This is a genomic window from Aeromonas enterica, assembly GCF_054052465.1.
Genome location: NZ_JBSTYL010000020.1, coordinates 1 through 22299, shown reverse-complemented (window position 1 = coordinate 22299; position 22299 = coordinate 1). Strand labels below are relative to the sequence as shown.

The window sequence follows — 22299 nt, the reverse complement described above, 5'->3', positions numbered from 1 at the left end:
TCTTTTTAGCCCTTGCTCTGCTCTAATTCAGCCACTGTTTTTTCTGTGAGATCAACCAGATGATTGAGTTTCTGCGACGTATCGCCGCCCATCGGCTGGCATGGGGCCTGCTTGCTGCGTCAGCCCTGTTCCTCGAGTTGAGCGCCCTCTTCTTCCAGCACGTACTGGGTCTGCATCCCTGCGTCATGTGCATCTATGAGCGGATCGCCACGCTGGGAGTCCTCACGGCAGGTCTGCTCGGCATGGTCGCGCCGCAGAAATGGTACGTACGCTGGAGCGCTCTGCTGCTATGGGGCGTCAGCGCCTTCTGGGGCCTGAAACTGGCACTCAAACATGTGGATTATCAGATGAACCCCTCTCCGTTCAACGTATGCGAGGGCTTTGTTGATTTCCCGAGCTGGGCACCGCTCGATCAGTGGCTCCCCTGGATGTTTTTCCCGGACGGTGACTGCAGCGAAGTCAGCTGGCAGTTCCTGAGTTTCTCCATGCCTCAGTGGCTGGTCGCCATCTTCGCCGCCTATCTGCTGGTCTTCGTGGTGGTAGCCATCGGCAACCTGGTCAAGGGCCGCTGCTGCAGCTAATGCAGACAGTGCTACATAAAAAGGGGGAGCCATTGGCTCCCCCTTTTTCAATCCTCTCACCTACACAAGGTAAGCATCAGGATGCAGCCTTGCTGGCGTTCATCTTGGCCTTCACCATGCCGATCACCATGGGCAGCAGCGAGATGCCGATGATGCCGAAGATGAGCAGCGTAAAGTTCTGACGTACCACTGGCAGATTGCCAAAGAAGTGGCCGGCGTAAACGAACGAAAGAACCCACAACAGCCCCCCCACCAGGTTGAACACCAGGAAGCGCGGATAGGTCATGGCGCCCATACCCGCCACGAAGGGGGCAAAAGTACGCACGATCGGCAGGAAGCGGGTGATGATGATGGTTTTGCCGCCATGACGCGCATAGAAGGCATGAGTCTTGTCCAGATAATCCCGACGGAAGATCTTGGAGTCAGGATTGCGGAACAACTGCTCCCCGAAGAAGTGCCCTATGGTGTAGTTGACCACGTTGCCGAGCACGGCGGCGATGATCAGCACGGCAGCCAGGGTATGTACGTCAAGCACACTGCCGACGGTGAGCGCACCGGCGGCAAACAGCAGGGAGTCCCCCGGCAGGAAAGGGGTGACCACCAGCCCTGTCTCGCAGAAGATGATCAGAAACAGGATGGCATAAACCCAGATGCCATAATTTTCAAACAGCTCTTTCAAATGCACGTCGACGTGCAGAATAAAATCAATCGCAAACAGGATCAGATCCATTTTCTCATACCCATAAAGTGAACGGCGTGGAGTCTACGCCAATGCATACCGAGCCACAATCTTCCCACAATCCTCTTTTTCATCCCGGTTAAGCGCAACCCGCATGACGCTATCTCCGTCACGACAATGCCTCATCAAAGAGGGAGATACGTCCTTTTTAAGGTGGGTTCAGTCGCGCTCATCCAGAGCCACTCTGACGGGCTCTGGCAGGCACTTTTCCCAGCCCCACAGCAACACCAGCAGCAGAGTCACATCATCGAGCCAGCCGAGCAGGGGCACCACATCGGGGATGAGATCCACCGGACTGATGCCATAGAGCAGGATGAGGATCACCAGTCCCCTCGCCCACCAGGGGGTGGCCGGGTGGCGAAAGCCCAGATAGAGGCGGCGCACATGCCGCCAGATGAGCCAGCGTTTGCGACTCAACTTTCGATCAACTCGTGACGCAGCCGCTGGATCTGGTCTCGCAGCGCGGCCGCCTGTTCGAACTCCAGATCCCGCGCGTGCTGGAACATCTGCTCTTCCATCCGCTTGATCTCTTTGGCGATCTCGCTGGCGGAGCGGGCATGGTACTCCCCTTGCGGCTCGGCGGCCTTGCGACCGCTCCTGCCCGCCTTGCCCGCGCTGCGGCTGCCCCCCATGTCCATCACATCCCCCACCGACTTGTTGAGCCCCTTGGGGGTGATGCCGTGTTCGAGGTTGTGGGCATGCTGCAGGGCGCGGCGGCGCTCCGTCTCCTCGATGGCCACCCTCATGGAGTTGGTGATGGTATCCCCATAGAGAATGACCTTGCCGTTGAGATTGCGGGCGGCGCGGCCAATAGTCTGGATCAGCGAGCGGGTGGAGCGCAGGAAACCCTCCTTGTCCGCATCCAGTATGGCCACCAGGGAGACCTCCGGCATGTCGAGCCCTTCGCGCAGCAGGTTGATGCCCACCAGCACGTCGAACTTGCCGAGGCGCAGATCGCGGATGATCTCCACCCGTTCGACGGTATCGATGTCGGAGTGCAGGTAGCGCACCCGCACGTCGTGATCGGCCAGATACTCGGTCAAATCCTCCGCCATCCGCTTGGTCAGCGTGGTCACCAGCACCCGCTCCTCCACCGCGACCCGCAACCGGATCTCGGAGAGCAGATCGTCCACCTGGGTGGTGACAGGCCGCACCTCGATCTCGGGATCGAGCAAGCCGGTGGGACGCACTACCTGCTGCACCACGTCGCTGCCGGACTTGTCCAGCTCGTAAGGACCTGGGGTCGCCGAGACAAACACCGTCTGCGGCATCAGGGCCTCGAACTCATCAAATTTCAGCGGCCGGTTGTCAAGCGCCGAAGGCAGCCGGAAACCGTACTCCACCAGGGTCTCCTTGCGGGACCTGTCCCCTTTGAACATGGCGCCTATCTGCGGCACAGTGACGTGGGACTCGTCGATGATGAGCAGGCCATCCCCCGGCAGGTAGTCAAACAGAGTGGGCGGCGGCTCCCCCGGCGCCCGGCCCGAGAGGTAGCGACTGTAGTTCTCGATGCCGGAGCAGTAACCCAGCTCCTGCATCATCTCCATGTCGAACTGGGTGCGCTGGCTGATGCGCTGCTCCTCCACCAGCTTGCCCAGCGACAACAGCTGCTCACGGCGGCTCTTCAACTCCGTCTTGATGTGCTCGATGGCACCCAGAATGGTCTCGCGCGGGGTGGCGTAGTGGGTCTTGGGGTAGATGGTATAGCGCACCACCGTCTGCTCGATGGCACCGGTCAGAGGATCAAACTGGGAGAGCCGCTCCACCTCCTCGTCAAACAGCTCCACCCGCAGCGCAAGCTTGTCCGATTCGGCGGGATAGATGTCGATCACCTCCCCCCGCACCCGGAAGGTGCCGCGCTGAAACGCCATGTCGTTGCGGGTGTATTGCAGCTCGGCGAGGCGGCGCAGTATGTCCCGCTGGTTGATCACGTCCCCGACTTTGAGGTGCAGCATCATGCTAAGGTAAGCTTGGGGGTCCCCCAGACCATAGATGGCCGACACAGACGCGACTATGATCACGTCCCGCCGCTCCAGCAGTGCCTTGGTGGCCGACAACCGCATCTGCTCTATGTGATCATTGATGGAGGCATCCTTCTCGATGAAGGTGTCCGTGGTCGGCACATAGGCCTCGGGTTGGTAATAGTCGTAGTAGGAGACAAAATACTCCACCGAGTTCTCGGGGAAGAACTCCTTCATCTCGCCATAGAGCTGGGCCGCCAACGTCTTGTTGGGAGCCAGTATCATGGTGGGACGGTTCAGGGTCGCGATCACGTTGGCCATGGTGAAGGTCTTGCCCGAGCCAGTCACTCCAAGCAGGGTCTGATGGGCGAGGCCGGACTCGATGCCATCGAGCAGGCGGGCGATCGCCTCTGGCTGATCTCCTGCGGGTTCAAACTGGCTGGCCAACTGGAATAACTTGCTCATGACGACTCCCGACAAAAAACGGCAAGGCAGAAGTGTACTCCGAGTTGGGGTTGCCTGGGTATCCACTCTCCTGCCCAAGCGGCTATTGACCTCGAAAAGCGAGCTCTGTATAGTGCCCCTCCTTGCCTGATGTTCCCCCGTAGTTCAGTCGGTAGAACGGCGGACTGTTAATCCGTATGTCACTGGTTCAAGTCCAGTCGGGGGAGCCAATTCCTCACCATCTCGGTGCAAGTTATCCACTTTAGTGCTTTCCTCCGCCAATTTTAATGCACAAGCCGCGCCCTGCGGTGACGATCTCTTATTGCTCCCTCGCCACCTCGACAGTGTTTTGTTCTGTCGCATATAACTATTTGATTTTTATAGAAACAATTTTTAAGCGGTATTTTTTGAACAACCCTTGCACCCCAGTGTTGGCGCGGCCTGCAGGCTGTTCACCAAGTTTCATGAACAGGGTTATCCACAGATTCTGTGGGTAAGTCTGCCAAAGCCAGTCACGGCCTAGTCTCGCAGGCACTCACCGCCAGCAACGCTCCATGTTCCTTGCCGCCCTCATTTTCTGCTGTTTTTGAGCGCCCCCCCGAATGGGTCAAAAGGCCACCGATCAGATTCCTTTTGCAGATATCTTTTCGCCATCCCTTGTGCAATGGGTCACCTCCCACTCAACCCCTCACTGCCAGTTTCCATTACAGTCCGTCGCCCTCAGTTAAATATGCTGAAAAATCGTAAAACCTGTCTGCCAAACAGCAGGGAATAAATTTTCAAGCGGGTTGTGCGGGCCGGGATCACAGATAGCAGGAATCACTCATTGACAGCGGGGTAGACAGAGAAAAATAGAGGTTATTTCCCTGTCAGCCCCGATGTTTCCCTCGGCCATGGCGGCGGCGGTACGCTTTACTGCCGATTAATCCTCCTTTGACGCTTCTTTATTGGCGAGGGATCCGGCACAATATCGGCCCCACTTTTTTCCTCGGTTTTTCCGGGCATGACCATAGATTTCGTGACACTGCTACATCAAAGCGACTCCCTGCTGCTGTTCGTGGTACTGGCCTTCGGCCTGCTGCTGGGCAAAGTCAAACTTGGCAATTTCCAGATTGGCAACACCATAGGCGTGCTGTTTACCGCCCTGTTGTTCGGCCAGATGGGCTTCGAGTTTACCGCCACCACGGAGAACGTCGGCTTCATGCTGTTCATCTTCTGCGTGGGCATAGAGGCGGGACCGCACTTCTTCAGTGTCTTCCTGCGCGATGGCATCCACTACATCACCCTCACCCTGGTGATCCTGCTGACGGCGCTGCTGTTGACGGTGGGGCTGGCCAAGTTCTTCAACCTGGGACCAGGCATGGCCGCCGGTATATTGGCCGGTTCGCTGACCTCGACCCCGGCCTTGGTGGGGGCACAGGATGCTCTGCGCAGCGGCCTGCTCAACCTGCCCCATGGCACCGACATGCAACCCGTGCTCGACAACATGGGCATAGGCTACGCACTGACCTATCTGGTGGGGCTGGTGGGCTTGATGATGGTGGTGCGCTACCTTCCCTCCCTGGCACGACTGGACCTCAACACCGAGGCCCAGAAGATCGCCCGCGAGCGGGGGCTGTCGGACAACGAGAGCCGCAAGACCTATCTGCCCATCATCCGCGCCTACCGGGTCGGCCCGGAGCTCGCGGCCTGGATCGGGGGACGCACCCTGCGCGAGACCGGCATCTATCCCCACACAGGTTGCTATGTGGAGCGGATCCGCCGCAACGGCATACTGGCGAGTCCGGATGGTGACGCCGTCATCCAGGAGGGGGACGAGATCGCCCTGGTCGGTTATCCCGAAAGCCACGAGAAGCTCGACGTCAACTACCGCAACGGCAAGGAGGTCTTCGACCGCAACCTGCTTGACCTGCAGATCGTCACCGAAGAGATAGTGGTGAAAAACGATGCCGTGGTGGGTCGCCATCTGGTGGAGCTCAACCTCACCGAAAAGGGCTGCTTCCTCAACCGGGTGGTACGCTCCCAGATCGAGATGCCGTTTGATCGCAACATCATGTTGCAAAAAGGTGACGTGCTGCAGATCAGCGGCGAGAAGCAGCGGGTCAAGCTGCTGGCCAACAAGATCGGCTTCATCAGCATCCATAGCCAGACTACGGATCTGGTGGCCTTCACCACCTTCTTCGTGCTGGGCCTGCTGATAGGCTCCGTCTCCCTGGTGTTCGGCCAGCTCGAATTTGGTCTGGGTAACGCCGTCGGCCTGCTGCTGGCGGGGATCCTGATGGGTTACCTGCGAGCCAACCACCCCACGGTCGGCTACGTGCCGCCAGGCGCCCTGCGGCTGGCCAAGGATCTGGGTCTCGCCGTCTTCATGGTAAGCACAGGCCTCAAGGCGGGCGGCGGTATTCTGGATCACCTGAGCCAGGTTGGTGCCGTGGTGCTCTTCTCCGGCATGCTGGTGACCACGCTGCCGGTGCTGGTGGGCTACCTGTTCGGAGTTTGGGTGCTGAAAATGAACCCGGCCCTGCTGCTGGGGGCCATCACGGGTGCCCGCACCTGTGCCCCGGCCATGGACGTGGTGAACGAGGCGGCCAACAGCTCCATCCCGGCGCTCGGCTATGCTGGCACCTATGCGGTGGCCAACGTCATGCTGACCCTGGCGGGCTCCTTCATCATCGGCTTCTGGTTCTAGCGCTTATCGGATCGCACCACAACAAGAAGGGAGCCACTTTGGCTCCCTTCTTCATTTCATCCCCATCCCCCAGCCTTGACCCCGTTTTGCCAAATTGAGCATGCCACCCGGCATGACCAGAATGAACACAATGACCACAACAGCCTTAATAGCCATTACGACCAGATTGTTTTCCGACCCGCCATGATTAATTAACCTTCCGGCAACAATCACAAGGAGTACACAATGTTGCAAGGAACCCTCAAACGCACCCTGCTTTGCTGCCTGCTGGGCGCCAGCCTCGGCGTCCAGGCCAAGATCGATGAAATCCACTTCCTGATCCCGGGCGGCGCCGGGGGTGGCTGGGACAACACGGCCCGGGGGACTGGCGAGGCGCTGACCAAGTCCGGCCTCATCACCACCGCCTCCTATCAGAACATCTCGGCCGGCGGCGGCGCCAAGGCCATTGCTTATCTTATCGAAACCTCGGCCCAGTCCGACAAGACGCTGATGGTCAACTCCACCCCCATCATCGTCAAATCCCTCTCCAAGGAGCTGCCGCAGTCATTCCGGGATCTCACCCCGGTTGCCGCCATCATTGCCGACTATCAGGCGCTGGCCGTACCGCTGGACTCCCCTTACCAGAGCTGGCCCCAGCTGCTGGCAGCTTATGAAGCCAACCCCGCCAAGGTGAAGATCGCCGGCGGCTCTGCCCGTGGCAGCCTGGATCACCTGGTGGCGGCCATGACCTTCAAGAATGCCGGTGCGGATGCCAGCAAGTTGCGCTACGTGGCCTATGACGCCGGCGGTAGTGCCATGGCGGCGGTGCTGGCGGGGGAAACGCAGGTGCTCTCCACCGGCTTTGGCGAGGCAATGGAGGCGGTCAAGTCTGGCCAGATGCGGATACTCGGCATGACGGCTTCCGAACGGATGCAGGATGCCAGCGAGATCCCCACCTTCAGCGAGCAAGGCAACCCGACTGTCTTTGCCAACTGGCGCGGCTATTTTGCCTCTCCTGCCGTCAGTGCCGAAAAATCCGCCGAATTCGCCGCCCTGCTCAAGCAGATGTATGACAAGCCGGAGTGGGAAGTGGTCCGTGCCCGCAACAACTGGACCAATCTCTACCAGTCCGGCCCCGAGTTCACCGCCTTCCTCAACCAGCAGGAACAGCAGATTGGCGGCCTGATGCGCGAACTCGGCTTCATCAAGTGATCTTTCAACCTGTGGCGGGTCAACCCCGCGCATCGGAGTCATCGTCATGCACCTGACCAAGGAGCGACTCGGAGGGCTGCTGTTTTTGCTGCTCTCCCTCGCATACGGCTATCACGCCACCCTGATCCCCGGCTACCCCGGGGACGAATATGAACCCTTTACCGCCAGCACCCTACCCTATGCTCTGGCTGGCGTTGGCGCCCTGCTCTCTGTGCTGTTGATCTGCTTTCCGGGCGGAGAGCGGCTGCACAAGGAAGAGGGCAACTGGCGGCTGGTATTTGCCCTGTTGCTGTTGATGCTGGTCTATGGTGTGGCCCTCAGCTGGCTTGGTTTTCTCATTGCCACCACCCTGTTTCTCATCGGCGGGATCCGCTTGATGGGCGAGCAGAGCCTCGCCTTCGCCTGCAAGGTGAGCCTGCCCTTCACCCTCATCTTCTGGGCACTGCTGACCAAGGGGCTCAACGTATACCTCGAGCCGGGTCGGCTATTCACGCAACTGCTGGGATAAGGAGAATCCATGTTAGACGGCATTCTGCAAGGACTGGGCACCGCCATGATGCCCATCAACATCTTCATGGTGATCGTCGGCTGCTTCGTCGGTACCTTCATCGGCATGCTGCCCGGTCTGGGACCGGTCACCGCCATCGCCCTGATGATCCCCATCACCTACGGGCTGGACCCGGCCTCCGGCATCATCTTGATGGCCGGAGTCTACTATGGCTCCATGTTTGGGGGCTCCACCTCCTCCATCCTGATCAACACGCCGGGCTGCTCCGCCAGCATGATCACCGCCATCGACGGCTATCCCCTCGCCTGCAAGGGTCAGGCGGGCAAGGCGCTGGCCATCGCCGCCTACGCCTCCTTCATCGGCGGCACCCTGTCGGCCATCTTCCTGATGGTGGCGGCGCCCTTGCTGGCCAAGGTCTCCCTCTCCTTCCAGTCGGCGGACTACTTCGCCCTCATGGTGCTGGGGCTTTCGGCCGTGGCGGCGTTTGCCGGCAAGGGCCAGGTGCTCAAGGCGCTGATCATGGCGCTGTTTGGCATCATGCTCTCCACCGTCGGCATCGACCGCAGCGTCGGGGTAGACAGATTCACCTTCGGCCTGCCCGATCTGCGCGATGGTTTCTCCTTCCTGCTGCTGGCCATGGCCACCTTCGCCCTGGCAGAGATCCTGATGACGGTGCTGCGCCCGGGCAAGGACACCAGCAAGGAGGAGGCGAGCAAGATCCAGCAACTCGGCTCCCTCAAGTTGAGCAAGGCAGAGGTAAAAGAGATAGCGCCTCCCATAGCCCGCTCCTCTGTGATGGGCTTTCTCATCGGTGTGCTGCCGGGGGCCGGCGCCACCATCGCCTCCTTCATGGCCTATGGTGCCGAGCGCAACTTCTCCCGCAAGAGCAAACGGGATGAGTTCGGCAAGGGCAGCCTGACCGGCATTGCCGCGCCGGAAGCGGCCAACAATGCGGCGTCCAGTGGTGCCTTCGTGCCGCTGTTGACCTTGGGGATCCCGGGCTCGGGCACCACGGCACTGATGCTGGGCGCCCTCATCGCCTACGGCATCCAGCCGGGCCCACGGCTGTTCATGGAACACCCGGATGTGTTCTGGTCGGTGATCATTTCCATGTATCTGGGCAACGTGGTGCTGCTGATCCTCAACCTGCCGCTCATTCCCTATCTGGCCAAAATACTGCAGGTGCCACGCCCCGTGCTCATTCCCATGGTACTGCTGTTCTCGCTGATCGGGGTTTATCTGGTTTCATTCAACACCATGGACATCTATGTGATGGCGTTGGTGGCACTCATCGCCATTGGTCTGCGCCTGTTGGACTTCCCCATGGCCCCCATGCTGCTCGGCTTCATCCTGGGTGGCATGCTGGAGGACAACCTGCGTCGGGCACTGGTGATCAACGACGGTTCCCTGAGTTTCCTGTGGGAGCGGCCCATCACCCTCGGCTTCACGCTGGTCACCCTGGTGATGTTGCTGTTGCCCGTCTGGCAGTGGTGGCAGGCCCGTCGTGCACCGGCAGCCTGTCTGCAGTCCGAACCGACCTGATCCCGCGGGTCTAATAAGATAAAAGAGCGCCGAAAGGCGCTCTTTTTTTATAGGCAGGCATGGCCACCTCATGGCTGATATATCAACGCTGACGCGTCAGTGCTGACGATAGCGCCGCTCCGGCCGCCCGACAGTGCCATATTCCAGCTCAGGGCTCGCCAGCTGCTGGCCCACCAGAAACTCCAGATAACGGCGCGCCGTCGTACGGCTCACCCCCACCCGGTTACCGATCTCCTCGGCGCTCGCCCCGACACCAGTCAATGCCGCCAGCACCCGTTGCAGGGTGAGTGCGTCGATTCCCTTGGGCAGGCCACCCGCCGCGACCTGCTGCAACGGCGTACCCAGCAGGGCATCCACCGCCTGCTGATCGATGTCGGCCAGGGCCGCCAGGGCTGCGCGGTTCTGGCAATATTTGTCGAGAGTATCGCGCAGCCGCTCGAACACCACGGGTTTGAGGATGAAGTCCACCACCCCGAGCCGCATTGCCTCCTGCAGGGCAGTGGCTTCCCGTGCCGCGGTGAGCAGGATGACGTCGAGGTGGGCCCCGCTCTGGCGCAGCTCCCGCAACAGGGAAAAGCCCTCGCCATCGGGCAGCCATACATCCAGCAGCACCAGATCGGGCTTGAGGATATCGATCTGCTCTCTCGCATCGAACAGGGTGAGCGCCACCCCCAATACCTCGAACCCCGCCAGCCGCTGCACGAAACGACAGTGGATCTCGGCGATGGCCGGATCATCTTCGACGATCAGGATCTTGACCACTCACACCTCCTTGGGAATGTAACAGACGACGCAACTTCCCTGCGTCGTGGCTTCGATGGTGATCTGCCCCTGCAGGGCATCCAGAGTTCTGCGTACCAAGGCCAGGCCGATACCGTGATCCGGCTCGGCCTTGCTGCTGACCCCACGCTCGAACAGCCTGTCCGCCAGCGCGGGATCTATTCCCCCCGCCCCGTCTTCCACCTCCAGAATGAGATCCTGACCGAGATCGCTCAGCGAGACCCGGATCGGTTGGTAAGGCGCACCGTGGCGACGGGTAGCCTCGAAGGCATTGTCGATGAGATTGCCCAGCACTGTCACCAGCTGGGATCCGCTGACGCGAAGGGGAATGTCGTGCAGATGGGAGTCAGGGTCCACCTGCAGCACCAGCCCCAGCTCGCGGGCCCTGTGATACTTGCCAAGCAGCAGCCCCGCCACCTTGGGCTTGGCGATGGCCTCCATCAGGAAGCTGAGCAGGCTCTGCTCGGTGGCGGCCTCCCGTCCGATGAAGGCGAGCGCCTCTTGAGTGGCACCGAGTTCTATCAGGCCGGCTATGGTGCCGAGTTGGTTGTGGTGTTCGTGGGTCTGCACTCGCAGCAGATCGCTGTAGGCTTGCACTTGGGAGAGCTGGGCACTGAGCTCGGCCAGCTCATCCTTGCGACGAAAGCTCGACACGGCACCGATCAGCTTGCCATCGCGCACCAACGGCAACCGATTGACGATGAGCTGCTGGCCGTTGAGCACTATCTCCTCATCAAACTGGGGACGGGGATCCTGAATGAGGGAGAGCATGCGACTCTCCGGCAGCAGCCGAGTGACGGGCTGGCCAATGGCGGCCCTGGCAGTTTGCTCGTCGAGGCGCAGCAACCGGATGCCATTGGGATTGAGGGAGGTGAGCCGCCCCTGTTCGTCGATGGTGAGGATCCCCTCGCGCACCGTACGCAGAGTACAATCCAGCTCGGTATAGAGGCGCCCTATCTGTTCGGGCTCGAACCCCAGCAGGGCCCGTTTGTAGCGGCGAGCCAGCCAGGCGGCGGCGAGGCTGTTGAGCAGCACGATGAGCAGTGTCATGGCGAGGCCAAAACGCAAAAAACCCTGCAGGTCCGCATCGATATCCCGCACCAGATAACCGACCGACACCACACCGATGATTTGGCCCAGTTCATCCCGTATGGGGCTCTTGCCACGCACCGAGACACCGAGGGACCCTTGCGCGCGGGAGATGTAAGCCTCCCCCTGCAATGCCCGACTCGGGTCATCCCCCATCATGGGTTGGCCAATACGATCCGCATTGGGGTGCACCAGCCGCCGCGCCTCGTTGTCGCCAATGACGATATAACTGGCGCCAACCTCGGCGCGGATCCGCTCCACCAGGACGTTGAGCCGCGCGGTGTCGGCCCGCTTCACCCCGGCAAGAACACCGGGCTCGCGGGCCACCAGACGCGCCACATCGAGGGCCTGATCCCCTACCTCGCGGTAACGCTGCTCGGAGACATAGTAGTAACTGGCACCGCTCAGCAACACCAGTTGCAACAGACTGAGCAGACAGAGCATGAGCAGGATGCGTCCTTGCAACCCCAACCTCATGACTCCTTGTCGCCTCGCAACAAGTCGAGCAACAGGCTGCCATCGCGCAGTGCCTTGTGCACCTGCACCGAGGTGGGCTTGGTGGGATCTTCGTAGAAGTGGGTGGATTCAATCTGCAGTCGCACCAGGTATTCAGCTGGCAACTGACTCGCCAGCGACTGGTGCAACATGGGGAACAGCAGCCGATCGGCACGGGTGATCTCGCCCCCCAGCAACAGCTTGCCCGGATTGAGCAGGCAGATGAGGTTGGAGAGCACCCGGGAGAGTCGCCCCGCCGCCTGATGCAATATGTCCTGACAGAGGCTGTTGCCCGCCAGTGCCAGCTCGCACAACTCGCGGATGGTGACGCTCTCGGGCAGATCGTACTCCTGCATCCGCTCGCGCAGATCCCGGTATTGCGCCTCCAGCGCCTGGTTGGTCACCAGAGTACAGGCGCAGCCAAAGCCGCCACAGTAGCAACGCTGGCCGTAGGGTTCGAGCTGCAGGTGGCTGAGATCGCCGAGCAGGGCCGACTCGCTCTCAATGAGTTGGCCATTGACCACCATGCCGACACCGATGTCGTTGTGCACGAACACCAGCACCGCATCGGCGCAGTTTTTGGCGGCGCCCCACTCGCGCTCGGCCTGGATCCAGGTGCGCACATCACCGCTCACCAGCACGGGCACCGCAAAAGCCTCCTGCAGGGTCGGCCCGAGCGGCCAGTTGCGCAGATCATAGAAGGGAAAGTGTTTCACCATGCCGGAGTGGCGCTCCACCTGCCCGGGCAGGCAGAGGGCAATGCAGGCCAGGCGCAGCGCCTTCTTGGGTAAAAAACCTTCGATGGCACGCACCAGACTGGCCAGCAGATCGACGCGTTCCACTTCGCTGAAAGTATGTCGATGGCGAGCAAGGGAGCGACCGGCCAGATCAAACAGGGCCATGTCCACATAACCACGGCCCAGACGCATGGAAAGAAACTGGAAGCGACGCTCGTTGATGCGCAGCAGGGTCTGACGGCGACCGCGGCCCACCGAGCTCTCGCCACAAGTCACGACCAGACCGCCATCGAGCAGTTCACGGGTGATCTTGGTGATGCTGGCCGGCGAGAGGCCGGTCAAACGGGACAGATCGGTACGGGACAGCTCCTTGTGCTCCTCCAGGCTGGCATAGACCAGGCCATAGTTGAGCTGACGGATCAAATCGATACTGCCTTTCACGATCTCATTCATAGGGTATGGGACAAGGGCTGACACAGAGGGTGACAATTTTCACATATTATTGGTCAATCCCCAAATAAAGTGCGGCCTGAACCCCAGTTCAGGCCGCATCTTGTGAGGGACATCCCCCTCTTGTCACCCCATCAGTAGCGGAACTGAGAGACCAGCTTGCGCAGTTTGTCACCCGTGTTGGCCAGGTCGCGGGTTGTGCTGTTGGACTCGACCGCCGCGTCGGTCAGCTCGCTGACGATCTGCTGGATCGCCACCAGGTTCTTGTTGATCTCCTCGGAGACCGCGTGCTGCTCCTCGGCGGCGGTGGCTATCTGGATGTTCATGTCGTTGATGGTGCTGACCGCCATCACCATGCTGTCGAGGGAGCTGGCGATGTGGCTCGCCTCCTGTACTGTCTCCTGGCTGCGCTCCTCGCTCGCCTGCATCACGTCCACCGCCTGTTTGACGCCGCTTTGCAGCCGCTGCAGCATCTCGTTGATCTCCTTGGTGCTCTGCTGGGTGCGACCGGCCAGCGAACGGACTTCGTCCGCCACCACCGCAAAGCCGCGCCCCTGCTCGCCGGCCCGGGCCGCCTCGATGGCGGCGTTCAGCGCCAGCAGGTTGGTCTGCTCGGCAATGCCGCGAATGACCTCCACCACGGATCCTATTTTGGCGGTCTCCTGCGCCAGCTGTTCGATGACGCCGGAGGCGGTGTGCACTTCGCCCACCAGCCGGTTGATGCTGTTGATGGCGGTGCCCACCACGCCGCGAGCGGCATCGGATTCGCGCGCCGCATCGCTGGTGGCGGTGGCCGCGTTGGAGGCGCTGGCCGCCACTTCCTGAGCGGTGGAGCTCATCTCGGTCACGGCGGTGACCACCTGATCCGTCTCCCGGCTGTGGCCGTGCATCTGATGGTCATAGTGCTCGCTCAGGTGGTGCAGCTTCTCTACCGCGCTGAACAGATGATTGCTGGTCTCCCCCACCTGGCTCACCACCGACTGGATCCGCTCGACGAAGCGGTTGAAGGCAGTGGCCAGCTGACCAATCTCGTCATGACTCTGCACCTTGAGGCGCTGGGTCAGATCCCCCTCCCCGTCGGCGATGTCATTGAGGGCCGATACCGCATCCGCCAGCGGCCGGGTGACCCGATTGCCGATCACCACAGTCACCGCCAGGGTGATCCCCAGGATCACCAGGATCAGCAGCACACTGCTCTGCAGGGAGTCGTGCATGTTGCTCTCACGCTCGGTGCGCAGCGCCGCCAGCTCGTTGTCGATGTCATCGATATAAAAACCCGTGCCGATGATCCACTGATACTTGTCGAGCACCAGATTGAAAGAGAGCTTGGGCGCATCCCGCCCGATGGAAGGCTTGGCAGTCCAGTATTCGGAGAAACCATCCCCCTGGCGCGCCGCCTTGACGATCTCCTGGATCAGCAGCTTGCCCTTGGCATCCTTGTCCTGCCAGCGGTTCTTGCCCTCCATTTCGGGGCGGGTCGGCAGCAATACCGTATTGCCCTGAAAGTCATAGACGAAGAAGTAGCCGTCACTGCTGTAGCGCAATGGCCGCAGGATCTCGGTGACTTGCTTGCGCGCCGCCGGGGTATCTGGCTGGTTGTAGGCCGTGTCGATGGCCGTCTTGGCGAGCATCAGATAGCTGCTGAGCAACGCCTTGCGATCCTTGATCGCATTTTCCCGCGCAGCTACCAAATCGGCTTCCAGATCGCTCTTGGAAATCATGTAGTTGCTGAAGTTGACCACCAGGGCCATCAGGAGCACGGGGATAGCTCCCAGCAACAAAATTTTCTGCTTTAGCGTCATCTTTCACATCCTTGCAGCTGTTTTTATTGGTGTTCCGTCCTACTAACCAGTATAGGGCGCTGGTCGACGGAGACCCGCTTTCGCTACAATCCCCGCACCTTTATCTATCGACCCTGATGGGCTGACACATGAACAAATGTCCTTGCGGTTCAACTCTTTCTCTCGAACTGTGCTGTGGATCACTGCACCAGGGTGCCGAGGCGCAGACCCCGGAGCAGCTGATGCGCTCCCGTTACAGCGCCTTCGTGCTGGGGCTGGGCGATTATCTGGTGCATAGCTGGCACCCTGATCATCTGGGGGGATTGACGGCTGGACAACTCTCCCAGACCGACACCCGCTGGGACGGGCTGGAGATCATCGCCGCCCGCGGCGGCCCCTCGGACGAAACCGGCGTGGTGGAGTTCAAGGCCTGGTTCAAGGAGGGGGATGAGCGCCACTGCCTGCATGAGCGCTCCCATTTCGTACGCCATCAGGGACGCTGGGTCTACACAGATGGCGAGCAGGATCCGGCACCGCTGCAGGCAGGGCGCAATGACCCCTGCCCCTGTGGCAGCGGCAAGAAGTTCAAGAAGTGCTGCGGTTAACGGATCGGCCATCAAGCATCTGGGGCGCTCGGCGCCCTTTTTCTTTATTTGCCGGTCAAGCCTGTGGCGGTCTCTTGTGACCCCTGTCACAAAATGCTCATATCCTTGTCATCAATGCGCGTTTACGAACATTAATTTGGCCCATATCAAACATTTTTGGCCGAAGAGGCGCCACACTGGCGTCATCTGGAAGAGATGAGACGGGCAAGAATGAAAAGAATAACCACACAAGTCGTCATCATAGGGGGTGGCGCCACCGGAGCCGGCATCATGCGCGATTGCGCACTGCGCGGCATCGACTGCATCCTGCTGGAGCGGGATGACATTGCCGCCGGCACCACGGGCCGCAACCACGGCCTGCTCCATTCGGGCGCCCGCTATGCGGTGACGGATCCGGAATCCGCCCGCGAATGCATTCAGGAAAACCGCATCCTCAAGCGGATCGCCAGCCACTGCGTCGAGGACACGGGCGGCCTCTTCGTCACCCTGCCGGAAGATGACATCACTTTTCAAAACACCTTCATGGACGCCTGCGCCCTGGCGGGCATAGATGCACGCCAGCTGGATCCGGCCGATGCGCTGCGCCTCGAGCCCAACGTCAACCCGGCGCTGATCGGTGCCATTCAAGTGCCGGACGGCACTGTCGATCCCTTCCGCCTCGCCGCCGCCAACGTGCTGGATGCGAAAGAACACGGCGCGCGCATCTTCACCCACAGCAAGGTGCTGGGGCTGCTCCGCAATCAGGACAGGGTCCATGGCGTCAAGGCGATCAACACCCGCACCGGCGAAGCGTTCGAGGTGGAGTGCCAGGAGGTGATCAACGCCGCCGGCATCTGGGGCCAGCAGATCTGCGAGTACGCCGATCTCGGCATCCGCATGTTCCCGGCCAAGGGCTCGTTGCTTATCATGGATTACCGCATCAACCAGATGGTGCTCAACCGCGCTCGCAAACCGGCGGATGCGGACATTCTGGTACCGGGCGATACCATCTCCCTCATCGGCACCACCTCGAGCCGCATCGACTACCACAAGATTGACCAGCTCACCGTGGATCCGGACGAGGTGGAAGTGTTGCTGCGCGAGGGGATCAAGCTCGCCCCCGTCATGGCGCGCACCCGTCTGCTACGTGCCTACGCCGGGGTTCGCCCGCTGGTGGCGGTGGATGGCGACGAGACCGGCCGCAACATCAGCCGTGGCATAGTCCTGCTCGATCACAGCGATCGTGACGGCCTGCAGGGCTTCAACACCATCACCGGCGGCAAGCTGATGACCTATCGGCTGATGGCCGAGTGGGCCACCGACCTCATCGCCAGGAAGATAGGCAACACCAAGCCGTGCCGCACCGCCGAACTCAGCCTGCCAGGCTCGCGGGATCCGGAGAAGGTCTCAGCCCCCGGTCTGTCGGCCCCGGCAGAAGGCTCGGCCCAGTATCGCCACGGCGAGCGGGTCATCGCCTTCTTTCGCGACAACCCCAAGGCCAACGCCCTCATCTGCGAATGCGAGATGGTGACGGCCGGCGAAATCGAGTACGCCCTGCGCGAGCTGGACGTGGACAACCTGGTGGATCTGCGCCGCCGCACCCGTCTGGGCATGGGCCCCTGTCAGGGTGAGCTCTGCGCCTACCGGGCCGCCGGCCTGATGCAGGAGTACGGCAAGGCCGATGGCCGCCAGGCCTGCGTCATGCTGCGCCAGTTCCTGGAAGAACGTTACAAGGGCACCCGTCCCGTGCTGTGGGGCGATGCCCTGCGCGAGGCGGAGTTTACCTACTGGATCTACGAAGGACTGTTTGGTCTGGGAGAGTGGACGGCGCCCCACCTGGTGGCCGAGCCCCCCTTTCCCCTCGACCCCGTGAGCAGGACAGAAGACCACAGCCAGGCCCCATTGACTCAAGGAGTCCAGTCATGAAATTTGACAGTATCGTGATAGGTGGCGGCATGGCGGGCCTCTCGGCGGCGCTGCGCCTCGCCGAGGCGGGTCAGAAGACGCTGCTGATGGCCTCTGGCCAGAGTGCCTTGCACTTCTCCTCCGGCTCCATCGATCTGCTGGAGAGCGACGGCGATCCCCGCGCCGCCCTGCCCGCCTTCATGGCCGAGCACCCTGATCACCCTTACAGCAAGGTGGGCCTGACCAACATAGAGGCGAGCCTCGCCGATCTGCAGCGCCACTGCCACGAGCAGGGGCTGCCCCTGTTTCGCCAGGAGACCAACCACCAGCGGCTGACTCCCATCGGCACCCTGAAATCCACCTGGCTGTCGCCCCATACCTGCGCCTGCCAGACAGATGCGCCCGCCCCCGATGCTATCCTGCTGGCTACCCTGGAAGGGTTTCGCGACTTTCATCCCGAGCTCGCGGCTGCCAATCTGGCGACTCACCCCCGCTTCGCCCACTGCCGCATCATGACGGGTGAAATTCGCCTGCCCCAGCTCGCCGAATTCAGCCGCAATCCCCACGAGTTTCGCTCCGCCGACATAGCCCGCCTGTTTGACAAGCAAAAGGGCGACCAGCCCGATCTGCTGGCCGATCTGGCCCGCGAGATCTGCCGCATGGTGCACGAGAGCAGCGATCCCGGTTGCCGCCATGTGGTGTTGCCCGCCTGCCTGTCGCTGGGGCTGGTCGGCCCCCGTCTGGCGGAGCTGGAAAAACGCACCGGCTGCACCATCAAGGAGGTGGCCACCATGCCACCCTCACTCATCGGCATGCGGATGCAGGAGGCGCTCAAGCGCCGCTTCCTGGCCCTTGGTGGCACCTTCCTCACCAGCGAGCGGGTGCTGGGCGCCCGCTACGAGGGAGACAGAGTGATAGGTGTGCACAGCCAGAACGGCGACGATCAGCTGTTCGAGGCGGACCACTTCGTGCTCGCCTCCGGCAGCTTCTTCAGCCGCGGCCTCGAATCCCGGCTGCGCGGCATTCGCGAACCCATCTTCAACGCCGACGTGCTGAGCCTGGAAGAGCGTGATGCCTGGGCCGGTCGCCGCCTGTTCGACCACCACCCCTTCATGGGCTTCGGGGTCAAGACGGACGACAAACTGCGGGTGATGCGCGGCGGCAAGCCGCTTACCAACCTCTATGGGGCGGGCAGCGTACTGGCGCACTATGACCCCATCAAGGAAGGCTCAGGCTCCGGGGTGGCGGTTGCCACCGGCTGGCAGGCCGCCGGCCATATTCTGGCAGGGGGGTGAGATGCCCACCCTTCATTTCCTGACTGCGGGCAGCCCGCTGCCCGCTCGACAATCCCATTGCCGCGTCCCTTGCGCTTTCAATCCGGCCCGGGAGGAGTAAATCATGCTACTGGATCACGCCAACCAAACCTTCGATCAGTGCATCAAATGCACCGTCTGCACCGCTTACTGCCCGGTGGCCAAGGCCAATCCCGCCTATCCGGGCCCGAAACAGGCCGGTCCCGATGGGGAGCGGCTGCGCATCAAGAGCCCCGAGCTGTTCGACACCGCCCTCAAGTACTGCACCAACTGCAAGCGCTGTGAAGTGGCCTGCCCGAGCGGGGTGCGCATCGGCGACATCATTGCCAAGGCCAAGCACAAATACAGCGATTTCAAGCCCGGGATCCGCGAATTCGTGCTCTCCCACACCGATCTGATGGGCGGCATGTCCACCCTGATGGCGCCCGTGGTCAACTTCACCACCGGGCTCAAGCCGATGAAGCTGGTGCTGGACAAGGCGCTGGGCGTCTCCTCCCACCGCGACCTGCCCAAGTATTCGCAAGGCACCTTCCGCGGCTGGTACAAGAAGCAGAAAGCCAGCCAGGCCCGATATGAGCGCCAGATCGCCTATTTCCACGGCTGCTACGTCAACTACAACCACCCGCAACTCGGCAAGGAGCTGGTGCAGGTGCTCAACGCCATGAACATAGGCATGCAACTGCTGGAGCGGGAGAAGTGCTGCGGCGTGCCACTGATTGCCAACGGCTTCATGGACAAGGCCAAGCAGCAGGCGGCCTTCAACATCCAGCAGCTGGAAAACACCCTGCTTGGCAACGAGATGCCGCTCCTGGCCACCTCCTCCACCTGCGGCTTCACCCTGCGCGACGAATATCCCCACCTGCTGGAGCAGGACAACCACAAGGTGCGCGATCGCATCTCGCTGGTGACCCGCTTCCTGTGGAACGAGTTCTACCAAGGCAACAAGCCAGCCATGAAGCCACTCAATCTGCACATTGCCTACCACACCCCCTGCCACATGGAGAAGATGGGCGGCGTCATCTACACCCTCGAATTGCTGCGCGCCATTCCCGGGGTCAAGGTGACGGTACTTGAGTCCCAGTGCTGCGGCATCGCCGGCACCTACGGCTTCAAGTCGGAGAACTACGAGACCAGCCAGGCCATCGGCGAGGGGCTGTTTGATCAGATAAACCGCCTCAAGCCTGATCTGGTCATCACGGACTGCGAGACCTGCAAGTGGCAGATAGAAATGAGTACGCCGTTCCGTTGTGAACACCCGATCCACCTGCTGGCCCAGGCGCTGGCATAAGAGACCACTGTGGGGGATGCAACACTCAGCTGGCTATCGAGACGAGCCGCTGTGAACACCTCATCCACCTGCTGGTACTGGGTTGATAGGTATCGCCACGGGTCATCTCCCACAACGGGATAAACAAAGAGAGCCGGCAATCGCCGGCTCTCTTTATTCTGCTTCTCCATCGAGGGACTGGGTGATCAGGCGCCGTTCTCCCTGCATGGAAACGGGCCATGACAACGGCACTCAACATGATTGAATCCGCTGGTTGAGCCCTTGTTTTGCCTCTCTTTGGCGCCATCAAGATTGAGTATTTATGCAAATGATTTTTTATATCCCGAAATAGATAGACTACCCCCTACCCCGCAGAACATTCCTTGCAGGACAAGGCTTGCCGACGCTACCCACCGGCAAATGACAATAGTGTCGATTAACGGTGGCCCAATAAGTTGAGTTTCCTCATAATTTAACCGGGATCTCATTTCCGCTTGTTGCCAGCTCCGACAATTGATCTAGCGCAACCCCGCTCCCGATAAATCATCATTCGTTTTACCCATTTGGTAATATCCAGCCCGAGCAATCGCATAATTACATGGGTTTTATTCACTAATAACAATTAATCGGCCTGCCTGCTCCTGCCTAGTGCGGGGGCTGATGCCCACATCCAGGATGGAACGGTCAGGTCTGGCAATGAGATCGATTTGGGAGTGATGATCGTGAGTTCACACAACAGACAGACCAGACTGGGCCTCGCCGCCCTGCTGCTGACCACCTGCCTTGGCGCCAGCGGCTGGGCACAGGCCGAGGAGGCCGCCCCCAAGGGTAAAATAGAGGCGCGCAGCGAGCTGTTCGCCAAGGATCACGCCGATCAGTTCAGCAGCTGGCAAGGCACCAGCGAGAGCCGCGAGCGTACCGACGCTCTGGCGGAAGATCCGCAGATGGTGGTGCTCTGGGCCGGCTACCCCTTCTCCAAGGATTACAACAAGCCACGCGGCCACTTCTATGCGCTGACCGACGTGCGGGAAACCCTGCGTACCGGCGCCCCCAAGACCACCGAAGATGGTCCGCTGCCCATGGCCTGCTGGAGCTGCAAAGGCCCGGACGTGGCCCGCGTCATCGACGAGAAGGGTGAGGATGGCTACTTCAAGGGGATGTGGGCAAAAGGCGGCCCCGAGATCGTCAACACCATCGGCTGCGCCGACTGCCACGACACCGCCTCGAAAGAGTTCAAGGAGGGGAAACCTGCCCTGCACCTCTCCCGTCCCTATGCCGACCGCGCCATGACCGCCATCGGCAAGCCGTTCAAGGAGCAGGGGCGCTTCGATCAGCAGTCCCAGGTGTGCGGCCAGTGCCACGTGGAGTACTACTTCAGCGGCCCGACCAAGGCGGTGAAATTCCCTTGGGACAAGGGCACCACGGTGGAGCAGATGGAGCAGTATTACGATGAAATAGGCTTCGCCGACTGGACCCATGCCCTCTCCAAGACCCCCATGCTCAAAGCCCAGCACCCCGAGTACGAGACCTGGCGCGCCGGCATTCACGGCCAGAACAACGTCGCCTGCGTCGACTGCCACATGCCCAAGGTGCAAAACGATCAGGGCAAGGTCTACACCGACCACAAGGTGGGCAACCCCTTCGATCGCTTCGACCAGACCTGCCGCAACTGCCACACCCAGAGCAAAGAGATGCTGCAAGGGGTGGTCAAGCAGCGCAAGGATGCCGTCACCGAGATCAAGCTCAAAGTCGAGAAGCAACTGGTGCACGCCCACTTTGAAGCCAAGGCCGCCTGGGATGCCGGTGCCACCGAGGCCGAGATGAAGGACATTCTGCAGGACATCCGTCACGCCCAATGGCGCTGGGACTTCTCCATCGCCTCCCACGGGGTGCAGATGCACGCCCCGGAAGTGGCGCTGCGCATGCTGGGGACCGCCCTGGACAAGGCCGCAGACGCCCGCACCAAGCTGGCACGCCTGCTGGCCACCAAGGGGATCAGCCACGAGATCGCCATTCCTGACATCTCCAGCAAGGAGAAGGCCCAGGCCTCTCTTGGCATGGACATGAAGCAGATGAACAGCGACAAGGCCCAGTTCCTCAAGACCACAGTCCCCGCCTGGGATGCCGAGGCCAAAGCGGCCGGACGGCTCGCACAATGACGAGGCATGCGGGGCCCCCGGGGGGGGGCCCCCCCCGGGTGGGGGGGGGCGGTGGTGGGTGTTTAGGGTGGGTTGTTAGGGCGG

General features: G+C 61.2%; 17 protein-coding genes and 1 tRNA gene. 11 read left to right on the top strand and 7 right to left on the bottom strand.

Annotated features, from left to right (window positions below; genetic code table 11):
* Window positions 1-59: 59 nt before the first annotated feature.
* Window positions 60-581 (top strand): disulfide bond formation protein DsbB, encoded by a 522-nt coding sequence (dsbB, locus tag ACW5XD_RS17815; RefSeq protein ID WP_456496013.1) that lies wholly within the window; start codon window positions 60-62, stop codon window positions 579-581.
* Window positions 582-657: 76 nt separating this feature from the next.
* Here dsbB and ACW5XD_RS17810 read toward each other — a convergent pair whose 3' ends face one another.
* The 3 genes from ACW5XD_RS17810 to uvrB form a co-directional block, all read right to left on the bottom strand.
* Entirely contained in the window at window positions 658-1311 is a 654-nt protein-coding gene (locus ACW5XD_RS17810) for a DedA family protein (protein ID WP_456496012.1), read from the bottom strand.
* A 168-nt stretch (window positions 1312-1479) separates the two neighbouring features.
* A complete protein-coding gene (locus ACW5XD_RS17805; protein ID WP_456496011.1) occupies window positions 1480-1737 on the bottom strand; it encodes a YkvA family protein in 258 nt (85 codons plus the stop codon).
* Window positions 1734-3746: an excinuclease ABC subunit UvrB gene (gene uvrB, locus ACW5XD_RS17800; RefSeq protein WP_456496010.1), complete on the bottom strand. Its 2013-nt coding sequence runs from the start codon at window positions 3744-3746 to the stop codon at window positions 1734-1736. Before uvrB ends, ACW5XD_RS17805 begins: the two co-directional genes overlap by 4 nt.
* 133 nt (window positions 3747-3879) lie before the next feature.
* Here uvrB and ACW5XD_RS17795 point away from each other — a divergent pair.
* The 5 genes from ACW5XD_RS17795 (at window position 3880) to ACW5XD_RS17775 (ending at window position 9655) form a co-directional block, all read left to right on the top strand.
* A tRNA-Asn gene (locus ACW5XD_RS17795) sits at window positions 3880-3955 on the top strand.
* A 773-nt stretch (window positions 3956-4728) separates the two neighbouring features.
* The gene (locus ACW5XD_RS17790) at window positions 4729-6414 is read left to right on the top strand and encodes an aspartate:alanine antiporter (protein ID WP_456496009.1); all 1686 of its coding nucleotides are present in this window, start codon (window positions 4729-4731) and stop codon (window positions 6412-6414) included.
* Window positions 6415-6639: 225 nt separating this feature from the next.
* Complete coding sequence (locus ACW5XD_RS17785) at window positions 6640-7605, top strand: tripartite tricarboxylate transporter substrate binding protein (RefSeq protein ID WP_456496008.1); 966 nt, start codon at window positions 6640-6642, stop codon at window positions 7603-7605.
* 46 nt (window positions 7606-7651) lie between these two features.
* A complete protein-coding gene (locus ACW5XD_RS17780) occupies window positions 7652-8113 on the top strand; it encodes a tripartite tricarboxylate transporter TctB family protein (RefSeq protein ID WP_456496007.1) in 462 nt (153 codons plus the stop codon).
* A 9-nt stretch (window positions 8114-8122) separates the two neighbouring features.
* Entirely contained in the window at window positions 8123-9655 is a 1533-nt protein-coding gene (locus ACW5XD_RS17775) for a tripartite tricarboxylate transporter permease (protein ID WP_456496006.1), read from the top strand.
* Window positions 9656-9751: 96 nt separating this feature from the next.
* Here ACW5XD_RS17775 and ACW5XD_RS17770 read toward each other — a convergent pair whose 3' ends face one another.
* From ACW5XD_RS17770 to ACW5XD_RS17755, 4 genes are all read right to left on the bottom strand, one after another.
* Window positions 9752-10417 carry a response regulator gene (locus ACW5XD_RS17770; protein ID WP_456496005.1) on the bottom strand — a complete coding sequence of 222 codons (666 nt, stop codon included), beginning with the start codon at window positions 10415-10417 and terminating at the stop codon, window positions 9752-9754.
* Window positions 10418-12001, bottom strand: a complete 1584-nt coding sequence (locus ACW5XD_RS17765; protein ID WP_456496004.1) for an ATP-binding protein — start codon at window positions 11999-12001, stop codon at window positions 10418-10420.
* Window positions 11998-13209, bottom strand: coding sequence for an ROK family protein (locus tag ACW5XD_RS17760; RefSeq protein ID WP_456496003.1), 1212 nt, complete (start codon window positions 13207-13209; stop codon window positions 11998-12000). Before ACW5XD_RS17760 ends, ACW5XD_RS17765 begins: the two co-directional genes overlap by 4 nt.
* Before the next feature lie 131 nt (window positions 13210-13340).
* Entirely contained in the window at window positions 13341-15008 is a 1668-nt protein-coding gene (locus tag ACW5XD_RS17755; protein ID WP_456496002.1) for a methyl-accepting chemotaxis protein, read from the bottom strand.
* A gap of 128 nt (window positions 15009-15136) precedes the next feature.
* On the opposite strand from ACW5XD_RS17755, the gene ACW5XD_RS17750 reads away from it, so the two are divergent.
* The 5 genes from ACW5XD_RS17750 to nrfA all read left to right on the top strand — a co-directional run bounded on the left by ACW5XD_RS17750 (window position 15137) and on the right by nrfA (window position 22215).
* Window positions 15137-15592: a YchJ family protein gene (locus ACW5XD_RS17750; protein ID WP_456496001.1), complete on the top strand. Its 456-nt coding sequence runs from the start codon at window positions 15137-15139 to the stop codon at window positions 15590-15592.
* Between the two features lie 210 nt (window positions 15593-15802).
* Complete coding sequence (gene glpA, locus ACW5XD_RS17745) at window positions 15803-17497, top strand: anaerobic glycerol-3-phosphate dehydrogenase subunit A (RefSeq protein WP_456496000.1); 1695 nt, start codon at window positions 15803-15805, stop codon at window positions 17495-17497.
* The gene (gene glpB, locus ACW5XD_RS17740) at window positions 17494-18771 is read left to right on the top strand and encodes a glycerol-3-phosphate dehydrogenase subunit GlpB (protein WP_456495999.1); all 1278 of its coding nucleotides are present in this window, start codon (window positions 17494-17496) and stop codon (window positions 18769-18771) included. Before glpA ends, glpB begins: the two co-directional genes overlap by 4 nt.
* 103 nt (window positions 18772-18874) lie before the next feature.
* Complete coding sequence (gene glpC / locus ACW5XD_RS17735; protein ID WP_456495998.1) at window positions 18875-20077, top strand: anaerobic glycerol-3-phosphate dehydrogenase subunit GlpC; 1203 nt, start codon at window positions 18875-18877, stop codon at window positions 20075-20077.
* A gap of 695 nt (window positions 20078-20772) precedes the next feature.
* Window positions 20773-22215: an ammonia-forming nitrite reductase cytochrome c552 subunit gene (gene nrfA, locus ACW5XD_RS17730; RefSeq protein ID WP_456495997.1), complete on the top strand. Its 1443-nt coding sequence runs from the start codon at window positions 20773-20775 to the stop codon at window positions 22213-22215.
* The last annotated feature ends 84 nt before the right edge of the window (window positions 22216-22299 follow it).